9 protein-coding genes are annotated in these 19,551 nt (G+C 60.9%); 1 reads left to right on the forward strand and 8 read right to left on the reverse strand.

Annotation, left to right across the window (positions count from 1 at the left end):
• Positions 1–414 precede the first annotated feature (414 nt).
• The 5 genes from HLH45_RS03870 to HLH45_RS03890 all read right to left on the reverse strand — a co-directional run bounded on the left by HLH45_RS03870 (position 415) and on the right by HLH45_RS03890 (position 11,282).
• Entirely contained in the window at positions 415–4,611 is a 4,197-nt protein-coding gene (locus tag HLH45_RS03870; protein ID WP_008571749.1) for an RHS repeat domain-containing protein, read from the reverse strand.
• Between the two features lie 131 nt (positions 4,612–4,742).
• Positions 4,743–4,952, reverse strand: a complete 210-nt coding sequence (locus HLH45_RS03875; protein ID WP_223866297.1) for a hypothetical protein — start codon at positions 4,950–4,952, stop codon at positions 4,743–4,745.
• Positions 4,953–5,167: 215 nt separating this feature from the next.
• Positions 5,168–5,545 (reverse strand): hypothetical protein, encoded by a 378-nt coding sequence (locus tag HLH45_RS03880; RefSeq protein ID WP_126952637.1) that lies wholly within the window; start codon positions 5,543–5,545, stop codon positions 5,168–5,170.
• A 104-nt stretch (positions 5,546–5,649) separates the two neighbouring features.
• Positions 5,650–9,504, reverse strand: coding sequence for a translocation/assembly module TamB domain-containing protein (locus tag HLH45_RS03885; protein ID WP_033478545.1), 3,855 nt, complete (start codon positions 9,502–9,504; stop codon positions 5,650–5,652).
• Positions 9,501–11,282 carry an autotransporter assembly complex protein TamA gene (locus tag HLH45_RS03890; RefSeq protein WP_008571752.1) on the reverse strand — a complete coding sequence of 594 codons (1,782 nt, stop codon included), beginning with the start codon at positions 11,280–11,282 and terminating at the stop codon, positions 9,501–9,503. Before HLH45_RS03890 ends, HLH45_RS03885 begins: the two co-directional genes overlap by 4 nt.
• Positions 11,283–11,519: 237 nt before the next feature.
• Between HLH45_RS03890 and HLH45_RS03895 the strand changes: the two genes are divergently transcribed.
• Positions 11,520–14,210 (forward strand): TonB-dependent receptor domain-containing protein, encoded by a 2,691-nt coding sequence (locus HLH45_RS03895; protein ID WP_171309863.1) that lies wholly within the window; start codon positions 11,520–11,522, stop codon positions 14,208–14,210.
• Positions 14,211–14,463: 253 nt separating this feature from the next.
• Here the strand turns inward: HLH45_RS03895 and HLH45_RS03900 are convergent, their stop codons facing one another.
• The 3 genes from HLH45_RS03900 to glyQ all read right to left on the reverse strand — a co-directional run bounded on the left by HLH45_RS03900 (position 14,464) and on the right by glyQ (position 19,520).
• The gene (locus HLH45_RS03900) at positions 14,464–16,053 is read right to left on the reverse strand and encodes a tetratricopeptide repeat-containing sulfotransferase family protein (protein WP_008571755.1); all 1,590 of its coding nucleotides are present in this window, start codon (positions 16,051–16,053) and stop codon (positions 14,464–14,466) included.
• On the reverse strand, positions 16,053–18,293 hold the full coding sequence (gene glyS / locus HLH45_RS03905) for a glycine--tRNA ligase subunit beta (protein ID WP_008571756.1): 2,241 nt from the start codon (positions 18,291–18,293) through the stop codon (positions 16,053–16,055). The genes HLH45_RS03900 and glyS overlap by 1 nt, the downstream gene beginning before the upstream one ends.
• 318 nt (positions 18,294–18,611) lie before the next feature.
• A complete protein-coding gene (glyQ, locus tag HLH45_RS03910) occupies positions 18,612–19,520 on the reverse strand; it encodes a glycine--tRNA ligase subunit alpha (protein WP_008577775.1) in 909 nt (302 codons plus the stop codon).
• Between the last annotated feature and the right edge of the window lie 31 nt (positions 19,521–19,551).

Genomic DNA, 19,551 nt, shown 5'->3' on the forward strand with positions numbered 1-19,551 from the left:
ATCATCGCCTCTTATTAATATAGACCGCTTTCAGTCTCATCGCACTGTTTACGCATCCATCTACATAGAGGTCAACCGGAAAGTCATTCTGCATAGCCATCATTAATAAGGATGTCATCTCTTTATTCATCGAGCCTCCTTGCTCTATGAAAAATATATTGCCCGTACCACATCCTGTTGCGCTCTGGGAAGCTCCGGTTGTTTCGACATACAAACCCTCAGCACCCCAGCCTGTATTGAGACGGGTTACGATATTTCCCATGACAACGTAAGGTGCTGCGGACGCTTTAGCACATAGAAGTGGCAAAAAAATGCACAGCGTCATAAATAGCTTTTTTTGGCTAAATTGTGGATACCGCGTGTGAAGCACTATCATTGGGCGTTAGCTCTTTCGAAATGAAAAACTTGCGCTAGTCAGTTCAGCAAAAGCTGATAGAGCAGCGGAATGATATCTGCGGCAGAACGCTTGACATGCGAAACCCCCGGCAGCGCTGTGCATGTCCCGTCCTGTGTACAGGCAAGTACACGATAAGAATAGGCTCCAGAGGGGCGGGACAATGAGGTCCACGTGGTTTGATCACCTTCGTAAACGGACGTCCACGTCAGTCCGTCGATACTTTCCTCGACCACATAGCGCACGCTTCCAGAAGTGGCGGCCCAGGTCAAAGCGTCCTTCATTGCAGGTACTTGTCCAAACGTCCACTCAACTTCCGCAACGTTGCTGCCGCCCAGCAAAACATACTCCGTCATTCTGGAAAGGCGTTGATTTTTCTGAAAGCGCAAAACTCCAGCCTGGTCATACATCGACCCAACGCTGCCGCCCGACTGTATCGCTTGGGTTCGCCTGCCGTTACCGTCGTACCGGTAGCTTTCCTTATTTGTTGCTGCACGCAGACGATTCCCGAAGTCGAAGACGTACGCCTGCCCATTCTTGTTGGTGAGATTGCCCTGCAAATCGTAAGCGAGACCGACGACGGTGCTTCCTGAGCACTCATTGATCTTGATATTGGTAAGATGCCAATACGGATCGTAACAGTAGTAATGCTCCCGTCCTGGTGCTCTTACGTAGGTCAGATTATCCAGGGAGTCGTAGCGGTACTCCGCGGTGCCAAACATTGGAGATACCGTAGATCTCAAACGATCTAGCCCGTCATACGTCATCGTTCGGTTGCCGCGCTGATTGCGACCGCTTGCCCCGTCTGTTATGGCCGCAACATTACCGTTTGCGTCATAGTCATAACCATCGCTTAATACTGCAGTGCCACCGAAGGCATCTTCACTGGTGTCAGGCAGCTGGCGTGCGTTTTGCACCATGCTGTGCACAATGCCATTTCCATATGTAAACTGCCTGAGCGCTCCGTTCGGATAATAACTGGCGCCCGTCGCGTAGCCGCCGGCTTGCGTGGCTTGGCCCAGCGCGTTTGGCGCGTAGTCGACCGTCATCCCAGTTGGATAACGATGCATCGCCAAGTCACCGTTCGCGTTGTAGATGGAGTTGATCGCCCAGGTTTCTCCATCTGCTTGCCCTTGACTCTCGCCAACAAGAAGACGACGCTTGTTATAGGCATAGCTGTTGTAACTGGCTACACCGCTGTTGATCGTAGTTATTTGCTTGACTAAACCATCCGGCCAGTACGTCCAGCGCTGGTTTCCGTTGCCATCAGGGAAGAACAATGCATTTAAACGGTTGCGCGAATCATAAGCTCGATCCACGCGACGCGTTGCGATTGTCGCACTTGCGCCAGTCTGATCACACCCGATATCCGAGGCCAAGCCTGCAGCTGACCACTTCATGTTTCCGGCAGCGTCGTATCCCATCAAAGTAGCACCCGTTTCAGGCTCCACCGAACGACAAAGCTCCTGATTGCTGTTGTAAGCATAAGTACGAGTCAACGCCTGGGAAGCATTGGCGTTGCGGCGGGTTATCGATATTGGCTTGCCGAAAATATTTCTAGCTATATCAGTGTAGGTGCCTTCTGGATGTTGGATCCAGACAGGCGTGTCATACGCGGGTTGGTCGAATACCTGATAGCCAGTCACGGTGACCTGCCCACGCGGGTCAGTAACGCTAGTTTGATTTCCTGACAGATAGTTCGTGGTCGTGGTTAATGAGCCGAGCTCTGAATCTTGAGAAGAAGAAATCGATCGGCCTAGAACGTCATAACTGTTTCGATAACCTGTACTCAGCGAGCTGTTATTTCCCGGATAGGAAGAGAATGTTAGTTGACCCATGGTGTCGTAGGAAAGGCGCTGGAATCTCTGTGTCCCGGATTCATTTGCTACGTCATATTCGCGCGTCAGAAGCGGCTGCAACATTGCATCAAAGTACGTAATCTTACGAGCGTTTCCGTTGATCACTGTTTGGCGCCAATGATCTGCCGCAATATCGTATTCAGCATTGCCGACTCTCTCAAAAGATTGCGACTTTATATTCCAAGCCGTGCTGTCATTCGCAGGATACGCAATTGTTGAGAGACGGCCCATCTGATCATAACTATAGTTCGTTTGATAACCATTCTGATCCGTTACGGAACTAATCCAGCCATTGTCGTTGACATTTGCAGAAATTGAGGTCCCGTCCGCAAAACGAACAGATTGCGGCACGCCTCTCTTCCAGGAGCCAAGCGTAGTCGAGTTATTATTCGCGTCGGCAACATAAGCAACTGTCCCATCACTGTTATAACCAATGGTTTGTCTTAGCTTTCCGAAAGCCGTGATGGAGATTGGCTGGGCATTACTATTATAAGTAATCTGCCGCTCCATTAAACCGGTATCGCTGTTTGTAGAGCTTGCTTCTTGGCCCAGCACCCACTTTTGCGTATTGTCATAATACGAAGTAACATCGGTACGTCCATGCCACGGGGTATACCTCGCAACCGCTGTCGGTCTTGCAAAAGCGTCGTAGCTGCGTACCGAATATGTATATGCCGTACTGTCCTGACCTATCACTTGTGAGCTGAGTGGGGAGACACGTGTCGTCTGATCCGAATTTAGATTACTCGCAAAATTTAAACCGTAACGAGCAGGCCAAGGACCATTGGTAGCAGGAGCGTACGAGTTTTGCAGAGTTCTCACCAAGGTAGTTCCCACAGTTCCTGAGAACTGCTCAGACCTAAGCAGTTGGCTCTCGCTCACATCAAATCTATTGCTATACGTATAGCGGGTTGCGCTACCGTTAGGAGCCACAACATCGGTCCAAACTGTGGAGGCGCAGCCAGCACTACAGTCTTTACTCCAGCTATTGTTTGGCGGTGAGTAAGCGTATGACCAAACCCGAGATGCGACCCCCGGACCATAAAATTCTTTCCTTGCAAGGGTGCGAGAAGGGTAGACATTTGGATGGACGAGCGTTCTGCGATTAAATGAATTATCACAAACGTAAGGAACGTACGAACGGCCTCTGATTGTCGACCCTACTGTAAATATGCCTGTCAGCCCCGACGGGTGGCGCATGGTTCCTGTAGCGGTAACCGCGCTTGTATTCGTAACAAAGGAACATCCATTATCGGTTGGATACACGATGGCCGAGTATCCAGGCGCGGTGTTAAAGCCTCCGACATCAAATGCCCATGAGGAACCGTCAGGCTGTGTAAGCGCCACAAGATGCGTACGCCCATCTGCAAGCACGCCGTATCGGTATGACCACGTCCTAGGTGGGGTGTCTGTGGTCTGCAGCACCGCCGACGTGATGCGTGCCCCAGATTCGGTTGCACCAGATGCCAGTCGCTGGGACCACGACTCGTAATTTATGGAAAGTACTCGGCCGTCACTAGAGGAAATTCTGGTCAGATTTCCGGCAGCGTCGTATTGGTAAGTTAGCGCGTTGCCGAATTTATCTTCTATCCTGGAAACAAGCCGCATCGCCATATTTCGCGCAACGCCACCGAAGTTGGGTTGAGCGAAGCCGACGTTGTCGTACCGCCTGGTGACTGCCCAGTCCATCCAGTATTTCGTACCTTCCGGGGAAACCACGAAGAATCCGTCGCTTCCCGCCAGACCGTTAGAGGTTTTTTGGAGGCAACCGATCATCCATTGATTTTTTGTCAGGACCGGAAAATCGACGACGCCACCGTCCACACTCATGGGTTGCGGCGCAAGTCCGTTCGATGCATCGCGCTTTAATAAATCTTGGCGGCCACTTCCAGGAATGACCAGCTGATAGCCGCCCCACCACTGCTCAGGGGGATAGAAAATCGGACTAGAAGAGGCACTGCTATTCAACACTATAGTCGGTGCGCCTGAAATGTTCGCGCATCTCAAATTGAATCTATCAGCAATTATCGTTTCAATTCGCGGGACTTCCAGACGCCAGTCCGTAAAAGCACGCGAATCAGTTTGCGCGAAACTGCGATCATTGATTTCTAACGTTCTAGAAAGCTCAATGGGAAGACCCTGTCCTTCTAGAACTATGTCCACCTGCCTAAATGAGACTGCCCCCGTATAAAGATCAACCAGCTCGCCAAAGGGCTTATCGCCAAGTGGCTGCACCGATTGAGAGCTACGTACGCGTTTGTCGAACTCTGATTCGGGAGAAACCATCTGTGCCTGCAAGGGCAGCGCTGAAATCAAAAATATTAGCGCAACGACGCTTTTATAATTTACGCCCGACATATTTTCTTGGTCCCCCGGATACTTAGGCTGTATTGAAGACTGCAGGATAAAAATGCAATTATCTAAATTTTTCTAGGTTTTTTATTATGGAGCGATATCTTTGAGTCGCATGCTAGATTTGGATGCGCCTGTTAGTCTTCAAGATATAAGAAGCGCCCATTGCATGACACATCATTATCATCAATGATGAATGTTATTTTTTTGCCGGTCGTTAAAGAAGTTACTAAAGCTGCGTAAATTGCTTTGTTGTTATCCAAGTTGGGATTTGCCCAATAAACTGGCTTTCCAGCAGGGCATGCTGCATTGCCAGCCGTTAGAACAAAAGGGATTTGCGCAGGCATGTATGTCGCCTCGATAGATGTCACTCGCCCAGAAATGTACTGGAGTGCTTCAGCCTTGCCACAGAGGAATGCGAACCCAAACAGCGTTAGAGTTTTTGATATATTTCTCATTTTCGATTTATCTCCAGGCGCCTAAGATAGGCTCGGCTATCAAGCCATCTGCTAGAATATTTATTTGGATACTGGCTTATAGAGCGAAAGATTTTTAAGTGACTTCATTTACTGAGTCGCATCGCCAGTATCTTCGTGCGCCCACCAAATCCGCAGACGCCCGGCTCCACGATCAGCTTGACATCAAGTTCGCGGGTGTATGCGGTCAATGCGATCGCAAGCAACTCCTGGTAAGACGGATGGTTCTTATCGATGACGTAATTGTTTGCGCCACCGGTGCAGCCTGCTACGGGCGCGGAGTGTGCGAGGGACAGCCCCTCTCCATACCAACCGTTTTCCACGAAAGCGATTTTGCCGTTGGCGGTTACTTCAACAGCGCTGGCGCCGCCGCTGACCAACGTCGCTGTTAGCAACAGGTACCGCAAACCCGAGCGTCCTTGGTAAGACACTTTTCCTTCCCCTGATTGATTGGCGGCAGGCAACTCTCTTCAATCCCCTGAAGAAGCCTGCGTGACGGATACCACACTTGTCAGCCAGCATGAACAGCTGAGTCAGCTTTGTCAATCCGCTGTAGTTTGCCGATAGCCTACTTCTCCCGCCGCCAGTTCACCGACCCCTTGGTCTCGATGGTGCTGGATTCGGCTTCGATATCGAAGCCGCGGCTGAGCAGGTACTTGAGCGTCAGTACCGAGCCGCCGCCGACCATCGACACGCCGTAGCCGACGTAGAGTTTGGGCGAGAGATATTTGCCGAAACCCACCACCGAGCCCAGCGTGCTTGATTGACTGACGCCGGCTTCGTCCAGGCCGAGCTTGGCGCCGATCTGCGAGGCGATCAGGCTGCTGCCGGCCGACAGTGCCGCCGAGGCGGCGCTGACCTGCTGAGTTTCGTCGCTGCTGGCAGTGGACAGCCCGCGGCCGAGGACCAGGTACGAAAGCGCCTCCGATTGCGACATCGCCGGCTCGGACCACACATCGGCACGCGGCGATTCGGCGCGGCCGCTGACGTCGATGCCGGCGGTGACATCGCCGATCTTGCGTTCGGCGCGCAGGCTCACGCGCGGGTCGGAGACGATATTGTTGTTCCAGGTCAGCTGGCCACGGGTGATGGTCAGGTCCTGGCCATAGGCCTTGTAGCGCCCACGCACATCCAGCCCGCCATTGGCGGTCATTTCGCGGCCAGGGCGCGCGCGGATCTGCATCTGCCCGCTCAGTCCACCCTTGAGGCCGAAGCCGCTCATGTTGACCTTGTCGCCGAGCACGATGGCCAGGTCCATGTCCAATGGCGATGCGGGCGTTTGTTCCGGGTCCACCGGGTCCAGCACCACCACGTCTTCGGACACCGAGGTGCCACGGTCCAGGCGTTCCAGGTCGATGTCCGCTTCGGGCACGGTGACCTTGCCGCGCAACTGCATGGTGTTGTCGGTAATGCCGAACTGCATGTCCGGGTTGGCGATGATGCGCAACTCGCTGGTGTTGTAGGCCAGCACGTTGTCGCCGCGGATATTGAGCAGCAACGGGGTGCTGGTTCCGAACCACGACAACCCACCATCGACGGTGAGCGTGCCGGGGCCGGACTTGGCCGAGGCGGTGATCTTGGCCGAGCCGTCCGGCAGCGCATCGAAGCGGCCCTTGCCCTCGCTCAGCGTCAAACCCATCGACGGGTATTCGGCAGTGAAATCGCTCAAGGTGGCATCGCCGCCGAGCAGCGGTTTGTCGCGGGTGCCGCGCAGGCTCACGTGGCCCTCGACCAGCCCCTTCGGCCGCACCACGTCGGCAATCACCAGCTCCAGCCAGTACAGCCGCGACATGTTCAGATACAGCTCGCCGTTGAGCGGCGCGTACGCATCCCAGCCGGTATTGAACTTGGCATCGACAAAGCCGGCGCCCTGGAAACCGATACCGAGCTTGCCCTGGATCTGTTGCTGGGTGAAATCGGCCTGCACGCTGAATTGGTCGTAGCGCAGCAACTCGCCGCGATTGGGATTGCCGGCCACTGCCGCGTAGCGGGTTTCGCCCAAGCGAATGCCGCCTTCGGGCGAGGCGATGCGCAGGCTGCCTTCCCAGGCGTTGCCGCGCGGCTTGAAGCTGCCGTCCAGCGACAGTTCGCCGCGCAGATAGATCTGCCGACCTTCCTGCTTGGGCAGCCACGGCTGCACCAGCGACAGCGGCAACGCGTCGCCGTGCACCACCATGCCCTCGCGCGGCCAGTTGGCGCTGGCGCACAGCGCGCCGCCGGTGGCCGCGCCCAGGCAGGTGTCGGAGAAGGTAAACGCGGCGCCATCGGTGCTGAACTGCGCCGGTTTGCGCAGCGCCCAGGCATCGCCCTTGGCCGGTGCGATGCGCAGCGTGGCGACCTGCCCCTGCCAGCGCTCGCCGTTGCGCCGCACATCGCCCTGCAGGGCGACGCTGGCCATGCTGTTGGCGATGTCCGCATCCAGTCGCAAGGCCTCCACCGCGCCGCGCGCCTGCACGCGCACGCTATCCAGCACCACGCCGGCTTCGATGGCGGTGCCTTGCAGGGCCAGTTGCCCATCGCTGCCACGCCACGGCAGCCGGCCACGCAGGCTGATGCTCTGGGCGCTATAGGTGTCCCAACGCAGGCCGTTGCCGGCAATGTCGGCGGTGATGTCGGGTGCGTCGCGCTTGCCGCTGACCTGCAGTTGCCCGCGCACGATGCCGGTGGCGCCAGGCAGCACGTCGTCCAGCTGCAACGGCTGCAGCTGCGCGGCGATATCGAGCTGGTCGCCCACCTTGCCCTTGGCGTTGATGCGGCTATTGCCCAGCGCCAGTTGCAATTCGCCTTCGCCCTGTTCGCCGCGCAACGCGAACTTGCCGTTGCCCGACAGCGCGCGTTGACGCAGCTGCCCGGTCAGGCTGGGTATCTCTGCAGTGGCCTCGAACCCCGGCGAGACACCGCCGGCAGGTGCCGGCAATTGGCGACCCTTGGACGCGATCTTGCCGGACAGGTTGCCGTTCCAACCCGGCGCGAAATAGCCCGGGTCGAACTTGGCCAGTTGCGCGCTGACATCCCATTGCAGCTCCGGCGCCCAGGCCACTTCACCGGTGAGATCCAGCGCGCCGCCCGGCGTTTTTGCCTGCACCTGCTTGAGCTGTGCACGTTGGTCGTTGCCGCGGCTGTCGAAGACCAGCTCGGCCTGCTGACCATCGCGCTCCAGGGAGGCGCGGCCGATCGCGGCCCAGGCCTTCAAGGTGCCGGCCACGCCCAGGCGTGCGTCTTGCAACTCCACCGGCACCAGCGGGGCGTCCGGCGTGGCCGGATCCGCGGCCGGGGTGAAGCGCAGGCCGCTGGCGTTGACCGCAAACCGGAAACTCGGATTCTGGGTGTCGCGGAAATCGGCGGTGCCACGCAGTTGCGTGCGGCCTTCGAAGGTGTCGATCACCAACGGTTCGACAGTGAGGACCTGCTCGGCCAGGCGGACATGCGAGGGTTGCAGCGTGGCGCTCAGCTCTCCTTGCTTGAGGCTGCCGTGCAGATCGGCGTTGCCGCCCTTGCCGGACGCCTGCAGGTTCAGCGCGATCGGCGTGGCCGGCGGGTTGGCTTGCCCCTCCGCGGCCGGAATCAACAACGAGGTATCCAGCGCCTCGGTCACGGCCTTGAATGCCCAGGTCGGGTCGTCGCGGCCGGTGAACACCAGGCTGGCCTGCAGCGGCGCCGGCGCCCGGCCGGCAATGGCCACTTCCATCTTGTCCAGATCCCCGCGTGCCACCAGCCCCAGGCTGGCCGGGGTACGCCCGCGTGCGGCCGGCAGCACGGCAGTGGCAGTCAGATCGGCACGGTAGTCGTCGTTGGGCAGGTAATCGCCGTGCAGGCGGAAGTCGCCCATGTCGGTGTCGATCACCAGATCGCGCGTGCGCAGCTCGCCGGTGGCGACCTCGAGCCCGCCCTGCACCTTGTGCAGCACGATCATCGGCTGCTGCAGCTGGGTGATGCGCAGGTTCTGCACATCGATCCTGTCGGCCTGGATCGCCAGCGGCACGTTGATCTGCGGCAGCGACTCGGGCCAGCTGGGCAGGGTGAACGGTTCCTCGCTCTTGCCCAGGTTCAACGTGGCATTGCTGACCTGCACCGCGTCCAGCTGCAGCTTGCGCCCCAGCAGCGGGCGCAGGTCCGGTTCCAGATACACGCGTTCTGCAGTGAAGTGGATGTCCTGATAATGGAAATCCACATCGCGCAAGGTCAGCGGGCCGGCCACCGGGCCTTCGACGGTGCCGTAGGTAAACGTGGCGCCCACCGGCAGGCGCGCCACGACCTGCGCCAGCAACACGTCACGCCCGGCCACGGTCTGCAGCAGCCAATAGACCGCGATCAAGGCCAGCAACACCAGCCCGAGCACGGTCAGGCCCGAGCCCACCCAGAACCGGCGCCGGTGATAAAAGCGCGGACGCGGTGCCGGCGGCGTAGGGGAAGGTGCGCTCACAGGTTGGCCCCGATATCGATGTAGAGCTGAAACTGCGAGTCGGGATCGTTCAAGCCATGTGCGATATCCACCCGCACCGGGCCCACCGGCGAGCGCCAGCGCAGGCCGAAGCCGACGCCGGTATGCCAGTCGGGCCGGTCATCGAAGGCGCTGCCGCCATCGACGAACACTGCCCCGCCCCAGGGGCCGCCCTTGAGGTAATGCTCGTACTCGGCACTGGCGGTGACCACGTTCTTGGCACCCAGCGCGAATTCGTCGGGCTTGGGCGTACGCGGGCCGACTTCGCGAAACGCATAACCGCGGATGCTGTTCGCGCCACCGGCGAAAAAGCGCAGGCTCGGTGGCATCGCCACCAGGTCGCTGGTCCAGGTGGTGCCACCTTCGCCGCGCAGGATCAACCGGCTGTTGTCGCCGGCGCCCAGAAACCAGCGCAGCTGGCCATACAGCTGGCCGAAGTTGGTATCGGAGCCGGCACCTTCGGCGCCGCCGCGGATGAACATCTGCGCCGACACGCCGCTGCGCGGAAACAGCCGGTCGTCGACATTGACGTAGTTGGCCTGCAACTGCGGATAGATCAGGGTGGAGGTCTCGTACACTGCGCCTTCGAAATCGTCGCCGCTGCTGAAACGCCACCGCTCGCGCAAGGCGTTGATCGAGGCGATCGCGCTCCAACGCTCGTTGATCTGGCCGCTGCGGCTGCCGGTGAGTTTGACGTTGCGCAGGTCGATGTAATCGGTCTGCTCGTCGTACAGCCGCGCCGAGGCGGTGTACCAGCCATCCAGCCAACGGAACGCCGGCACGCGATAACTTGTCGTCAGGCTCTTGCGGTTCTGCGCGTAATCCAGCTGCGTGTCCATCTTGTGGCCGCGCGAGTTCACGTAACGCCGCTCCACGCCACCGCGCACACCGGCACCGCTTTCGCTGCCGTAGCTCAAGCCGGCGGTGTAGACCGTGCGCTTGGCGCGGGTAAGTTTGACGTCCACCGGCACGCGGCCCTGGTCGTCGGCTTCTTCGGGCTTGGGCTGGATATCTATGGTGCTGAAGTAATCCAGCTTGGTCAGCGACTCGCGTAGCCGATCCAGCTTGCCTTCGTGGTAGTAGCTGCCCTCCTCCCAGTACACCAGCGGGTCGAACAGGCCGTCGCGGAAGTAGTCGTAGTCGAAGCGCACCTTGCCCATGTCGTAGCGGCGGCCGCTGTCCCAGTTCAGATCGATGTCGGCCGCATGCTCGGCACGCGTGATCGCAACGCGGCGCTGGGTGAAGTCGGCATCGAAGTAGCCACGCTCGGCCAGGCGCCGGGTGATGCGCACCTTGCTGGCTTCGTATTGCGGATGGCTGAAGACCTGGCCCTCGCGCGGCTCGAACTGCTTGAGGTCCTGGCCCAGGTAGCGGTCCTGCTCGGCCCAGCCGGTGATCGAGATATGCGAGGTACGCACCCGCACCGGCTCGCCACGGTCCACCGTGATCACCACGGTCACCCTGTCGCCGGCGCGCGGTGCGGCCAGCGTAATGGTCGGCGAGTAATAGCCAAACGGCTCCAGCGCCTCACGCGTCTGCCGCTCGGCCTGTGCCAACAGATATTCCAGACGCGATTCGCCCTGCTCCTTGCCCACGGCCTCATACAGAGACAGGGAGACCTGGATGTTCTCGATCATCTCGGCGTCGTCGCCGCCGTCCAACCCCTTGATTTCGATCTTGTCGATGGTTGCCCGAGCAACCGCTTGCAGCGGAACGAACAGGGTGCACAGCAAGGAAAGAGCAAACGCGACTTTAAGCATCGTCAAAGGATACCCAGCCTCGGCGTGAAGGGACAAAAAATCTAGGCAAGCGCGACTATACGGGGGCCGAGTGAAGTGGTTACAGTCGGCGTGTTGTTAACGTTTCGTTGGCATCGATTGCGAGCGGCCCCCCAATTGCTGCTCGCCCGTTTACACCTTGAGAGAGAGGTCCGTTTCATGAAGCGTCGTTTGCTGGTTACCGCCGTATGCACCGCCCTGACGATGCCATCGCTTGCGATGGCACAGGAGCAAGGTGACGTGACCCAGTTGGACAAGGTCACCGTGACAGGTTCGTTGATCCCCCGCTCCCAGATCGAAACCGCGACCCCGGTGTTTTCGATCACTGCCCAGGACATCCAGCGCCGCGGCTTCAAGGACGTCTACGACGTGCTGCGCTCGCAGCCGATGGCCACTGGCTCCGTGCAGGACGGTCAGTTCAGCGGCGGCTTTACTCCGGGCGCCAAGTCGTTGAGCCTGCTCGGACTGGACCCGGGCTTCACCCTGGTGCTCATCGATGGCCGGCCCATGGCCGACTACCCGCTGCTCTATAACGGCCAAAGCAACTTCGTCGATCTGGCCAGCGTGCCGGTCGGCATGGTCGAGCGTATCGACGTGGCACCCGGCAACCAGTCCTCGATCTACGGTTCCAGCGCCATCGCCGGGGTGGTCAACATCATCCTGAAAAAGCGCATGGACGGCGTGCAGATGAACTACCGCATGGGCACCTACGATGGTGGCGGCGGCAACAACCAGCGCTTTCAGCTCACTGGCGGCAACGAGATCGGCGGCGCCAATATCGTGTGGGGGCTGCAGCTCAATAATCAGGACCCAATCTACGGTTTTCAGCGGCGCGATTTCGATTCCACCAACGACAACCCGGACCCGACCCTGCGCTACGGCTCGCGCATCGCGCTGCACAACACACCGCGCACCTACATCGACCCCGGTGCCGACAACTGCGCCGCGCTGGGCGCGCTGTTCAACGGTTCGGTGCAATACGACAACCGTGCCAACCGTGGCAATTTCTGCAGCAGCCGTGCCGAGCCTGGCTATGCCAGCATCCTCAACAAGGAGCGCAGCGCCAGCGGCTATGCCAACCTGAGCTATGCATTCAACGACAACACCGAGCTGTATTCGACCCTGCTGCTCAACCGCACCAAGGTCGAAGTCAACAGTGGCTCGCAGTTCTGGCAGACCTCTTCTGACACCGGCGGTCTGTTCTACAACCAGGACAGCCAGCAGCTGGAAAGCTATCAGCGCATCTTTGCGCCGGAAGAAACCGGCAATCTGAATTTCAACAATCAGCGCCAGACCGCCGATTCCTACAACATCGCAATTGGCCTGAAGGGCGGCCTGGGCGCCAGCAACTGGACCTACGACGCCTATTACGCCCGTTCGGAATACCGCATCGACAGCCGCCAGCAATGGCCGCTGGCCGATCGCATCGAAGACTTCTTCCGCGAACAATTCCTTGGCGCACCGCAAGGCGAGTACTACGGCTACCCGATCTACTCGCCCAACGACGCCAACTTCTATCGCGCGTTGACGCCGGCGCAGTACCGCAGCTTCAACGACGAAATCCGTACCAAGTCCAGAACCTGGACCCAGAACGTCAACCTGCAGCTGACCAACACCGAGCTGTTCAACCTGCCGGCCGGCGCTGTTGGCATCGCCGGCGTGTTGCAGGCAGGCAATCAGTACTGGACCAACCCGACCGACCCGCGTGTCATCGCCGGCGACTTCTATCAGCTGACCGGCACCCAAGGCAGCGGCAAGCGCGACAACTGGGCGGCCGCCTTCGAAACGCGGATCCCGATCCTGAGCACGTTGACCGCCAACCTGTCTGGTCGCTACGACGACTACAAGAACCAGGGGGGCGGTGGGGATTCCAAATTCACCTACAAGGCGGCACTGGAATTCCGCCCGATCGACTCGCTGCTGTTCCGCGGCAACTACGCCACCGCCTTCAAGGCGCCGGACATGGCCTTCAGCTTTGCCGGCGACAGCGGCTTCTTCCAGGGCGTCAACGATTACTACCGTTGCGCGGTGGAAGAACCGGGCGTGCCGATCGCCGATTGCACCTACGCTGGCACCACGATTTCAGGACGCCGCGCCGGCAATCGCGATCTGAAGTCGATCACGGCCAAGTCCTGGGGCGCCGGCGTGGTGTGGTCGCCAAGCGCACGCTTTAGCGTCAATGCCGACTACTACAACATCAAGATCGACCAGAAGGTCAGCGATCTGAGCACCGACAATCTGCTGCAGACCGAATCGGCGTGCCGCCTGGGAAGCCTGGACATCAATTCGCCTACCTGCGTGGACGCGCTTTCGCGGATCGATCGGACCGGGCCCGATGCACCGGTGCCCAATCGCCTGAGCAGCATCCGCATCAATCCGGTGAATATTTCCAACGAGGAAATCTCCGGTGTGCTCACCAAGGCGACGTACAACCTGGCGACCGAATCCTGGGGCCTGTTCGTGTTCGACGCGCAGTACAACGCGACCCTCAAGCACGAAAGCCAGCAATTCCCCCAGGACCCGGTACGCGACCTGCTCAGCGAACCGTTCTTCTCCTCCGAGTTCCGCACCATCGCCAATGCCTCGGTCACCTGGCAGAAGGATGCGTGGACGACCACCTTGTTCGGCCAGCGCTACGGCCGCACCCCGAACTTTCTGTCGCAGCAGAGTACCGACGGCTACGCAGTGGAAGGAGCACGCAAGGTCGGCGCGTGGACCACGTTCAATGCAACGCTGGACTACGCGATCAGCGACGATATCTCGCTGACGGCAACGGTCAACAATCTCGCCAATACCCGTCCGCCGCGTGACCGCACCTACACCAGCTACCCGTACTACAACATCTTCAACTACACCGGCTACGGCCGTTCCTACATGCTGGAATTGAACTGGCGCTTCGGCGCGCATTGATCCACAGCACTGTGCATGCGTACCTCCAGCGGCAGCCAATACGGCTGCCGCTGGCGTTTTTGGACTTGCGAGGCAGCTGCGGCACTGTTGCTCGCCTGCATGCCAGCGCATGCGGTGATGACGTTGCGCAAGCAGACCCGGCTGGCGCAACCGCTGTCCATCGGGGCGACTGCTTCGGCGCGCATCGAACTGGAGGCCGATGAAACGTGCTCGCAGCGCGTCTGATGCGCCGCCCAAGACCTAATGGCTGCTGTCAATGCACGCCAGCATCGAGCAGACCCGCCTGCGACAACGCCTGCCGCAAAGGCTCCAGCTGGACTGCATAGCGGCGCCATTCCTCCACGTTGCGGCTGTGCACGCCCTCGCGCACCTGCACGCTGCTCAGCGTGGCCGACGCTGCGGCATTGCGCGTGATGTCGATCTGCCCCGGCTCGATGTCCAGCCCGCAATATGCCATCAACTGCTGCAGCACCGTGGATGGATCGCGCACCATCCGCGCGTAGTCCACATCGATCACCCGACCCGGCAAGGCAGCGCGCCATTGCGCCATCAAGCCGTGATGCGCCCGATAGTGACGCGCCAGTGTGTGCAGGTCGTAACTGTAGGCATACGAATCGCCGAACAGCGCGCGGTAATTGGAAAAACATACCGCCATCGGCTCGCGCACCAGGTGCACGATCAGTGCACCCGGCAGTGCGCGCGCAATCGCGCCGATCGCCACCGCATTGGCCGGCAATTTATCGATATACCAGCGCGCCGATCCGGCACGCCACTGCGTTTGTTGCAGATACCGCGCGCCAATCTGCGCATAATCCAGCGTGGGCAGCGCCTGCAACAGCGGCGCGTCCAGCAGACTGCGCCCGGCCTGATCGGCGCCCCAACGCAACTGATGACCGAAGTCGTTCAATTCGCCGGCCGAAACGACCTGCGAATGATTGCCCAGCATGCGCTCCAGCACCGTGGTGCCCGAGCGCGGCAGGCCGAGCACGAAGATCGGCTGCGGACCTTGTAAGGCACCGGTGCCTTGCGCTGCGAACACGCCCCGCGCAGCCAGGTCACCCAGTTGCGCGTACAGCGCTGCCTCGGCATCGGCATCGTGGCGCAGACGTGCATGCATCACTGCATTGCCGTGCTGCAGCGCGTCCCAGGCGGCAGCGGTGTCGCCTAGGTCCTCCAGCTCCTTGTACAACGCGAAGGCCAGCCCGGCACGATCTTCACTGTCGGGTTTGGCGAGCTGCAATTGCTGACGTAATTGCGCGACATGGTTGCTGCCGGTGGTCTGACGGCGCAGCCGCGCACGCGTGAGCGCTGCACGGCCGTAGCCGGGCGACAGCGCCAGGGTCTGCTCCAGCGCCTGCGCGGCGTCATCCAGGCGCCCATTGAACTGCAGTTGCACCGCAAGAAAAAAACGGAAGTCCGGACCATCGAATCCGCACGCCTGTGCGCGCTGCATCATCGCCAGTGCCTCGACGTGTTCGCCCAAGGACTGGTGCACGTGTGCAAGCAAAGCCAAGGTCACGCCGTCGCGGCACTGCATCACCGAGGGATGCCGCAGCAGCGCATGCAGCGTGTGATGCTCGCCCACGCGCAACAGGGCCTGCGCCACACGGCAACGCATCGCCACATCGTCGCCCACATCGCGAGCGGCCAGCTGGAGTTGCGTCACGGCCTCGCGCATGCGGCCGTTGGCCAACACGGTGCCGGCCAGCAGCACGCGTGCAGCCACATGCGTCGGTTCCACCCCCAGCAGCGCCTGCAATGCAGACGCTGCCACGCCCAGGTCGCGCCGCGCCAACGCGGCCTGGGCGGCCTGCCAGTGCAGCGCGCCCGCCGACCTGGACATCAGCTGGACAGATGCTCGATGGCGGCGACGCTGCCGAGGCGGTCGCCGAGCTTCTTCAGCAGTGCGAGCCGGTTGGCGCGCAGCTGCGGGTCGTCGGCATTGACCATCACGCCGTCGAAGAACGCATCCACCTGCGGGCGCAGGCGCGCCAGGCGTGCGAGCACGGCGACATAGTCATGGCGGTGCAGCGCATCGCCGGTATCGCCGATGGCCGCTTCCACCGCTTCGGCCAGGGCTTGTTCGGCCGGTTCGCGCAGCAGGCTGGTGTCGATGTCACCGGGGATCTCGCCCTCGGCCTTGCGCAGGATATTGCGGATGCGCTTGTTCGCCGCGGCCAATGCGTCGGCTTCGGGCAACGTGGCGAAGATGCCGATGGCGTCGATGCGACGGTCGAAGTCGTAGAGGGAGGCGTGGGTCGCGCCCGGGTGCGCTCCTACGCTGGTCGGTGTCGGCACGGCTTCGGACGTGACGGAGAACAATGCGGCGACCGCGTTGAAATGCGTTGCAGGTACGCCCTTGTCGGCGTAATAGCCGCGTAGGCGGTCGAGGATGAAGTCGAAGATTTCGGCATCTTGGCCAGACTGTGCCAGCGCCGTGTGTGCTTCCTTCTCGACAGATTTCGGCAAAGCAGCTCCTGCGTCCTTGGCTTTACTTAGCGCAGCTTCTGTCTTGAGTGTTTGCCTGGCACTGGCCTGAACATTGATCTGATTTCTTGCCTCAACAAGCAGCTTCTTCAAATCCAGATCAAACCCACTCTCAATCACCGTCCGCGCCAATCCCAACGCATTGCGCCGCAGCGCGAACGGGTCCTTGTTGCCGGTCGGCTTCAACCCGGCCGCAAAGCCACCGGCCAAGGTATCCAGACGCTCGGCAATCGCCAGCACCTTGCCCAGCGGCGACAGTGCGATGTCGTCGCCGGCAAAACGCGGTTGGTAGGCCTCGTCGATGGCCAGCGAAATCTCGCTCGGTTCGCCGGCGGCCTTGGCGTAATGGCGGCCGGCAATGCCCTGCAATTCCGGGAATTCGTTGACCATGCGCGATTGCAGGTCGTTCTTGGCCAATTCCGCAGCACGCCGTGCCTGCGCCGGGTCGGCACCGACCTGCGGTGCAATCGCCTCGGCCAGCGCCGCCACGCGCGCGACCTTGTCGGCCACGCTGCCCAGCTTGGCCTGATACGTGACGCTGGACAGGCCTTCGCCCATCGCCTGCAGGCCCTGCTTGAGATCTTCGTCGAAGAAGAACTTGGCGTCGGCAAAGCGCGGACGGATCACGCGCTCGTAGCCCTTGGCCACTTCGGCCACGTCCTTGGATTGGATGTTGGCGATGCCGATGAACTGCTCGGTCAAGGTGCCGCCGTCGTCCAGCACCGGGAAGAATTTCTGGTTGATCTCCATGGTTTCGATCAGCGCTTCCTGCGGCACCGCCAGGAAATCGCGTTCGAAACTGCACAGCACCGCCGCCGGCCATTCGACCAGGTTGACCACCTGCTCCAGGTTGTCGTCGCTGATGCGTGCGCTGCCGCCGGCCTGCCTGGCGGCCGCCTGCACTTCGTCGACGATGCGGGCACGGCGCGCGTCCGGATCCACCAGCACGTGCGCCGCGCGCAGCGCATCGACGTAGTCGCCGGGTGCCGCCAGCGACACTGCGCCCTCATGCATGAAGCGGTGCCCGCGCGTGATGCGGTCGCCGCGTACGCCCAGCAACTCGGCCGGAATCACCTCGCTGCCGAACAACAGCACCAACCATTGCACCGGCCGTGCGAAGGCGTACTCGTGCGCGCCCCAGCGCATCGGCTTGGGGATGGGCATCGCGGCGATGGCCTCGCGCAAGATCTCCGACAACAAGTCGGCCGTGCGCGCGCCCGGCGTCACTGCGCGATGCACGAAACGCTCGCCCTTGGCGTCGCTGGTGCGTTCCAGCGCGGTCCAGTCGATACCGGCCTTGGCGGCGAAACCGGCCAATGCCTTGGTCGGTTGGCCTTCGGCGTCGAGGGCGATGTTGAGATACGGCCCCAGCACTTCCGAGCGCTGCTCCGGCTGCTCGGTGGCCACGCCCGGCAGCAGCACCGCCAGACGGCGCGGGGTGGACAGCGGCTTGGCATCGCCGCGGGTGACGGCAACGCCGCGCTTTTCCAGGCCGCTCAGCACGCCATCGAAAAAGGCCTGCGCCAGACCCGGCAGCGCCTTGACCGGCAGCTCTTCGGTGCCCAGTTCGATCAGCAGGGGAAGGTGTTCGCTCATATGACATGGACCTTTGCGTAGTCCCTTCTCCCTGCGGGAGAAGGTGCCCCGAAGGGGCGGATGAGGGGACGGGCGAAGCTCTGTGGAAGGTTGGGTGCATGAGGGCTACGCCCCGTCCCCTCACCCCAACCCCCTCCCGAGGGGAGAGGGGCTCGCTAGTCCCTTCTCCCACCGGGACATTGTCCCCCTTCATGGGGGAGAAGGTGCCCCGCAGGGGCGGATGAGGGGACGGGCGAAGCTCTGTGGAGGTTGGGTGCATGAGGGCTACGCCCCGTCCCCTCACCCCACCCCCTCTCCCGGTGGGAGAGGGGCTCTCGGTTATTTCTTCACACCAGGAAATCCCAGCTTCTCGCGTTGGGCGTAGTACGCCTGCGCCACGCCCTGGGCCAGCGCGCGCACGCGCAGGATGTAGCGCTGGCGTTCGGTTACGCTGATCGCGCGGCGCGCATCCAGCAGGTTGAAGGCGTGGCTGGCCTTGGTGACCTGCTCGTACGCCGGCAGCGGCAGGCCGACCTCGACCAGATGCCTGGCTTCGGCTTCGCAGGCGTCGAAGCGATGGAACAGCTCGGCCACATTGGCGTGTTCGAAGTTGTAGGTGCTCTGCTCCACCTCGTTCTGGTGGTACACATCGCCGTACGTGACCGCAGCCCCGTCCGGGCCGTAGGTCCACACCAGTTCATAGACGTTGTCGCAGCTCTGCAGATACATGCACAGCCGTTCCAGACCGTAGGTGATCTCGCCCAGCACCGGTTTGCACTCCAGTCCGCCGGCCTGCTGGAAGTAGGTGAACTGGGTCACTTCCATGCCATTGAGCCAGACTTCCCAGCCCAGGCCCCAGGCGCCGAGCGTGGGCGATTCCCAGTTGTCTTCGACAAAACGCAGGTCGTGCACCAACGGGTCGATGCCCAGCGCCTGCAACGAGCCCAGGTACAGGTCCTGGATGTTGTCCGGATTGGGCTTCATCGCCACCTGGTACTGGTAATAACGCTGCAGGCGATTGGGATTTTCGCCATAGCGGCCATCGGTGGGACGGCGCGAAGGCTGCACGTACGCCGCATTCCACGGCTCGGGCCCCAGCGCGCGCAGGAACGTGGCCGGATGGAACGTGCCCGCGCCCACTTCCAGGTCCAGCGGCTGGATCAGCACGCAGCCTTGCTCGGCCCAGTACTGGTTGAGGGTCTGGATCAGGCCCTGGAAAGTGATTGGAACGCGCCGGGAATCGGACATGCAGCAAAGGCCGTGCGGAAGGGGTGCGCTA

Origin of the sequence: Xanthomonas euvesicatoria, assembly GCF_013112235.1 — a bacterium.
In the GTDB taxonomy this organism is placed as follows: Bacteria; Pseudomonadota; Gammaproteobacteria; order Xanthomonadales; family Xanthomonadaceae; genus Xanthomonas; species Xanthomonas euvesicatoria.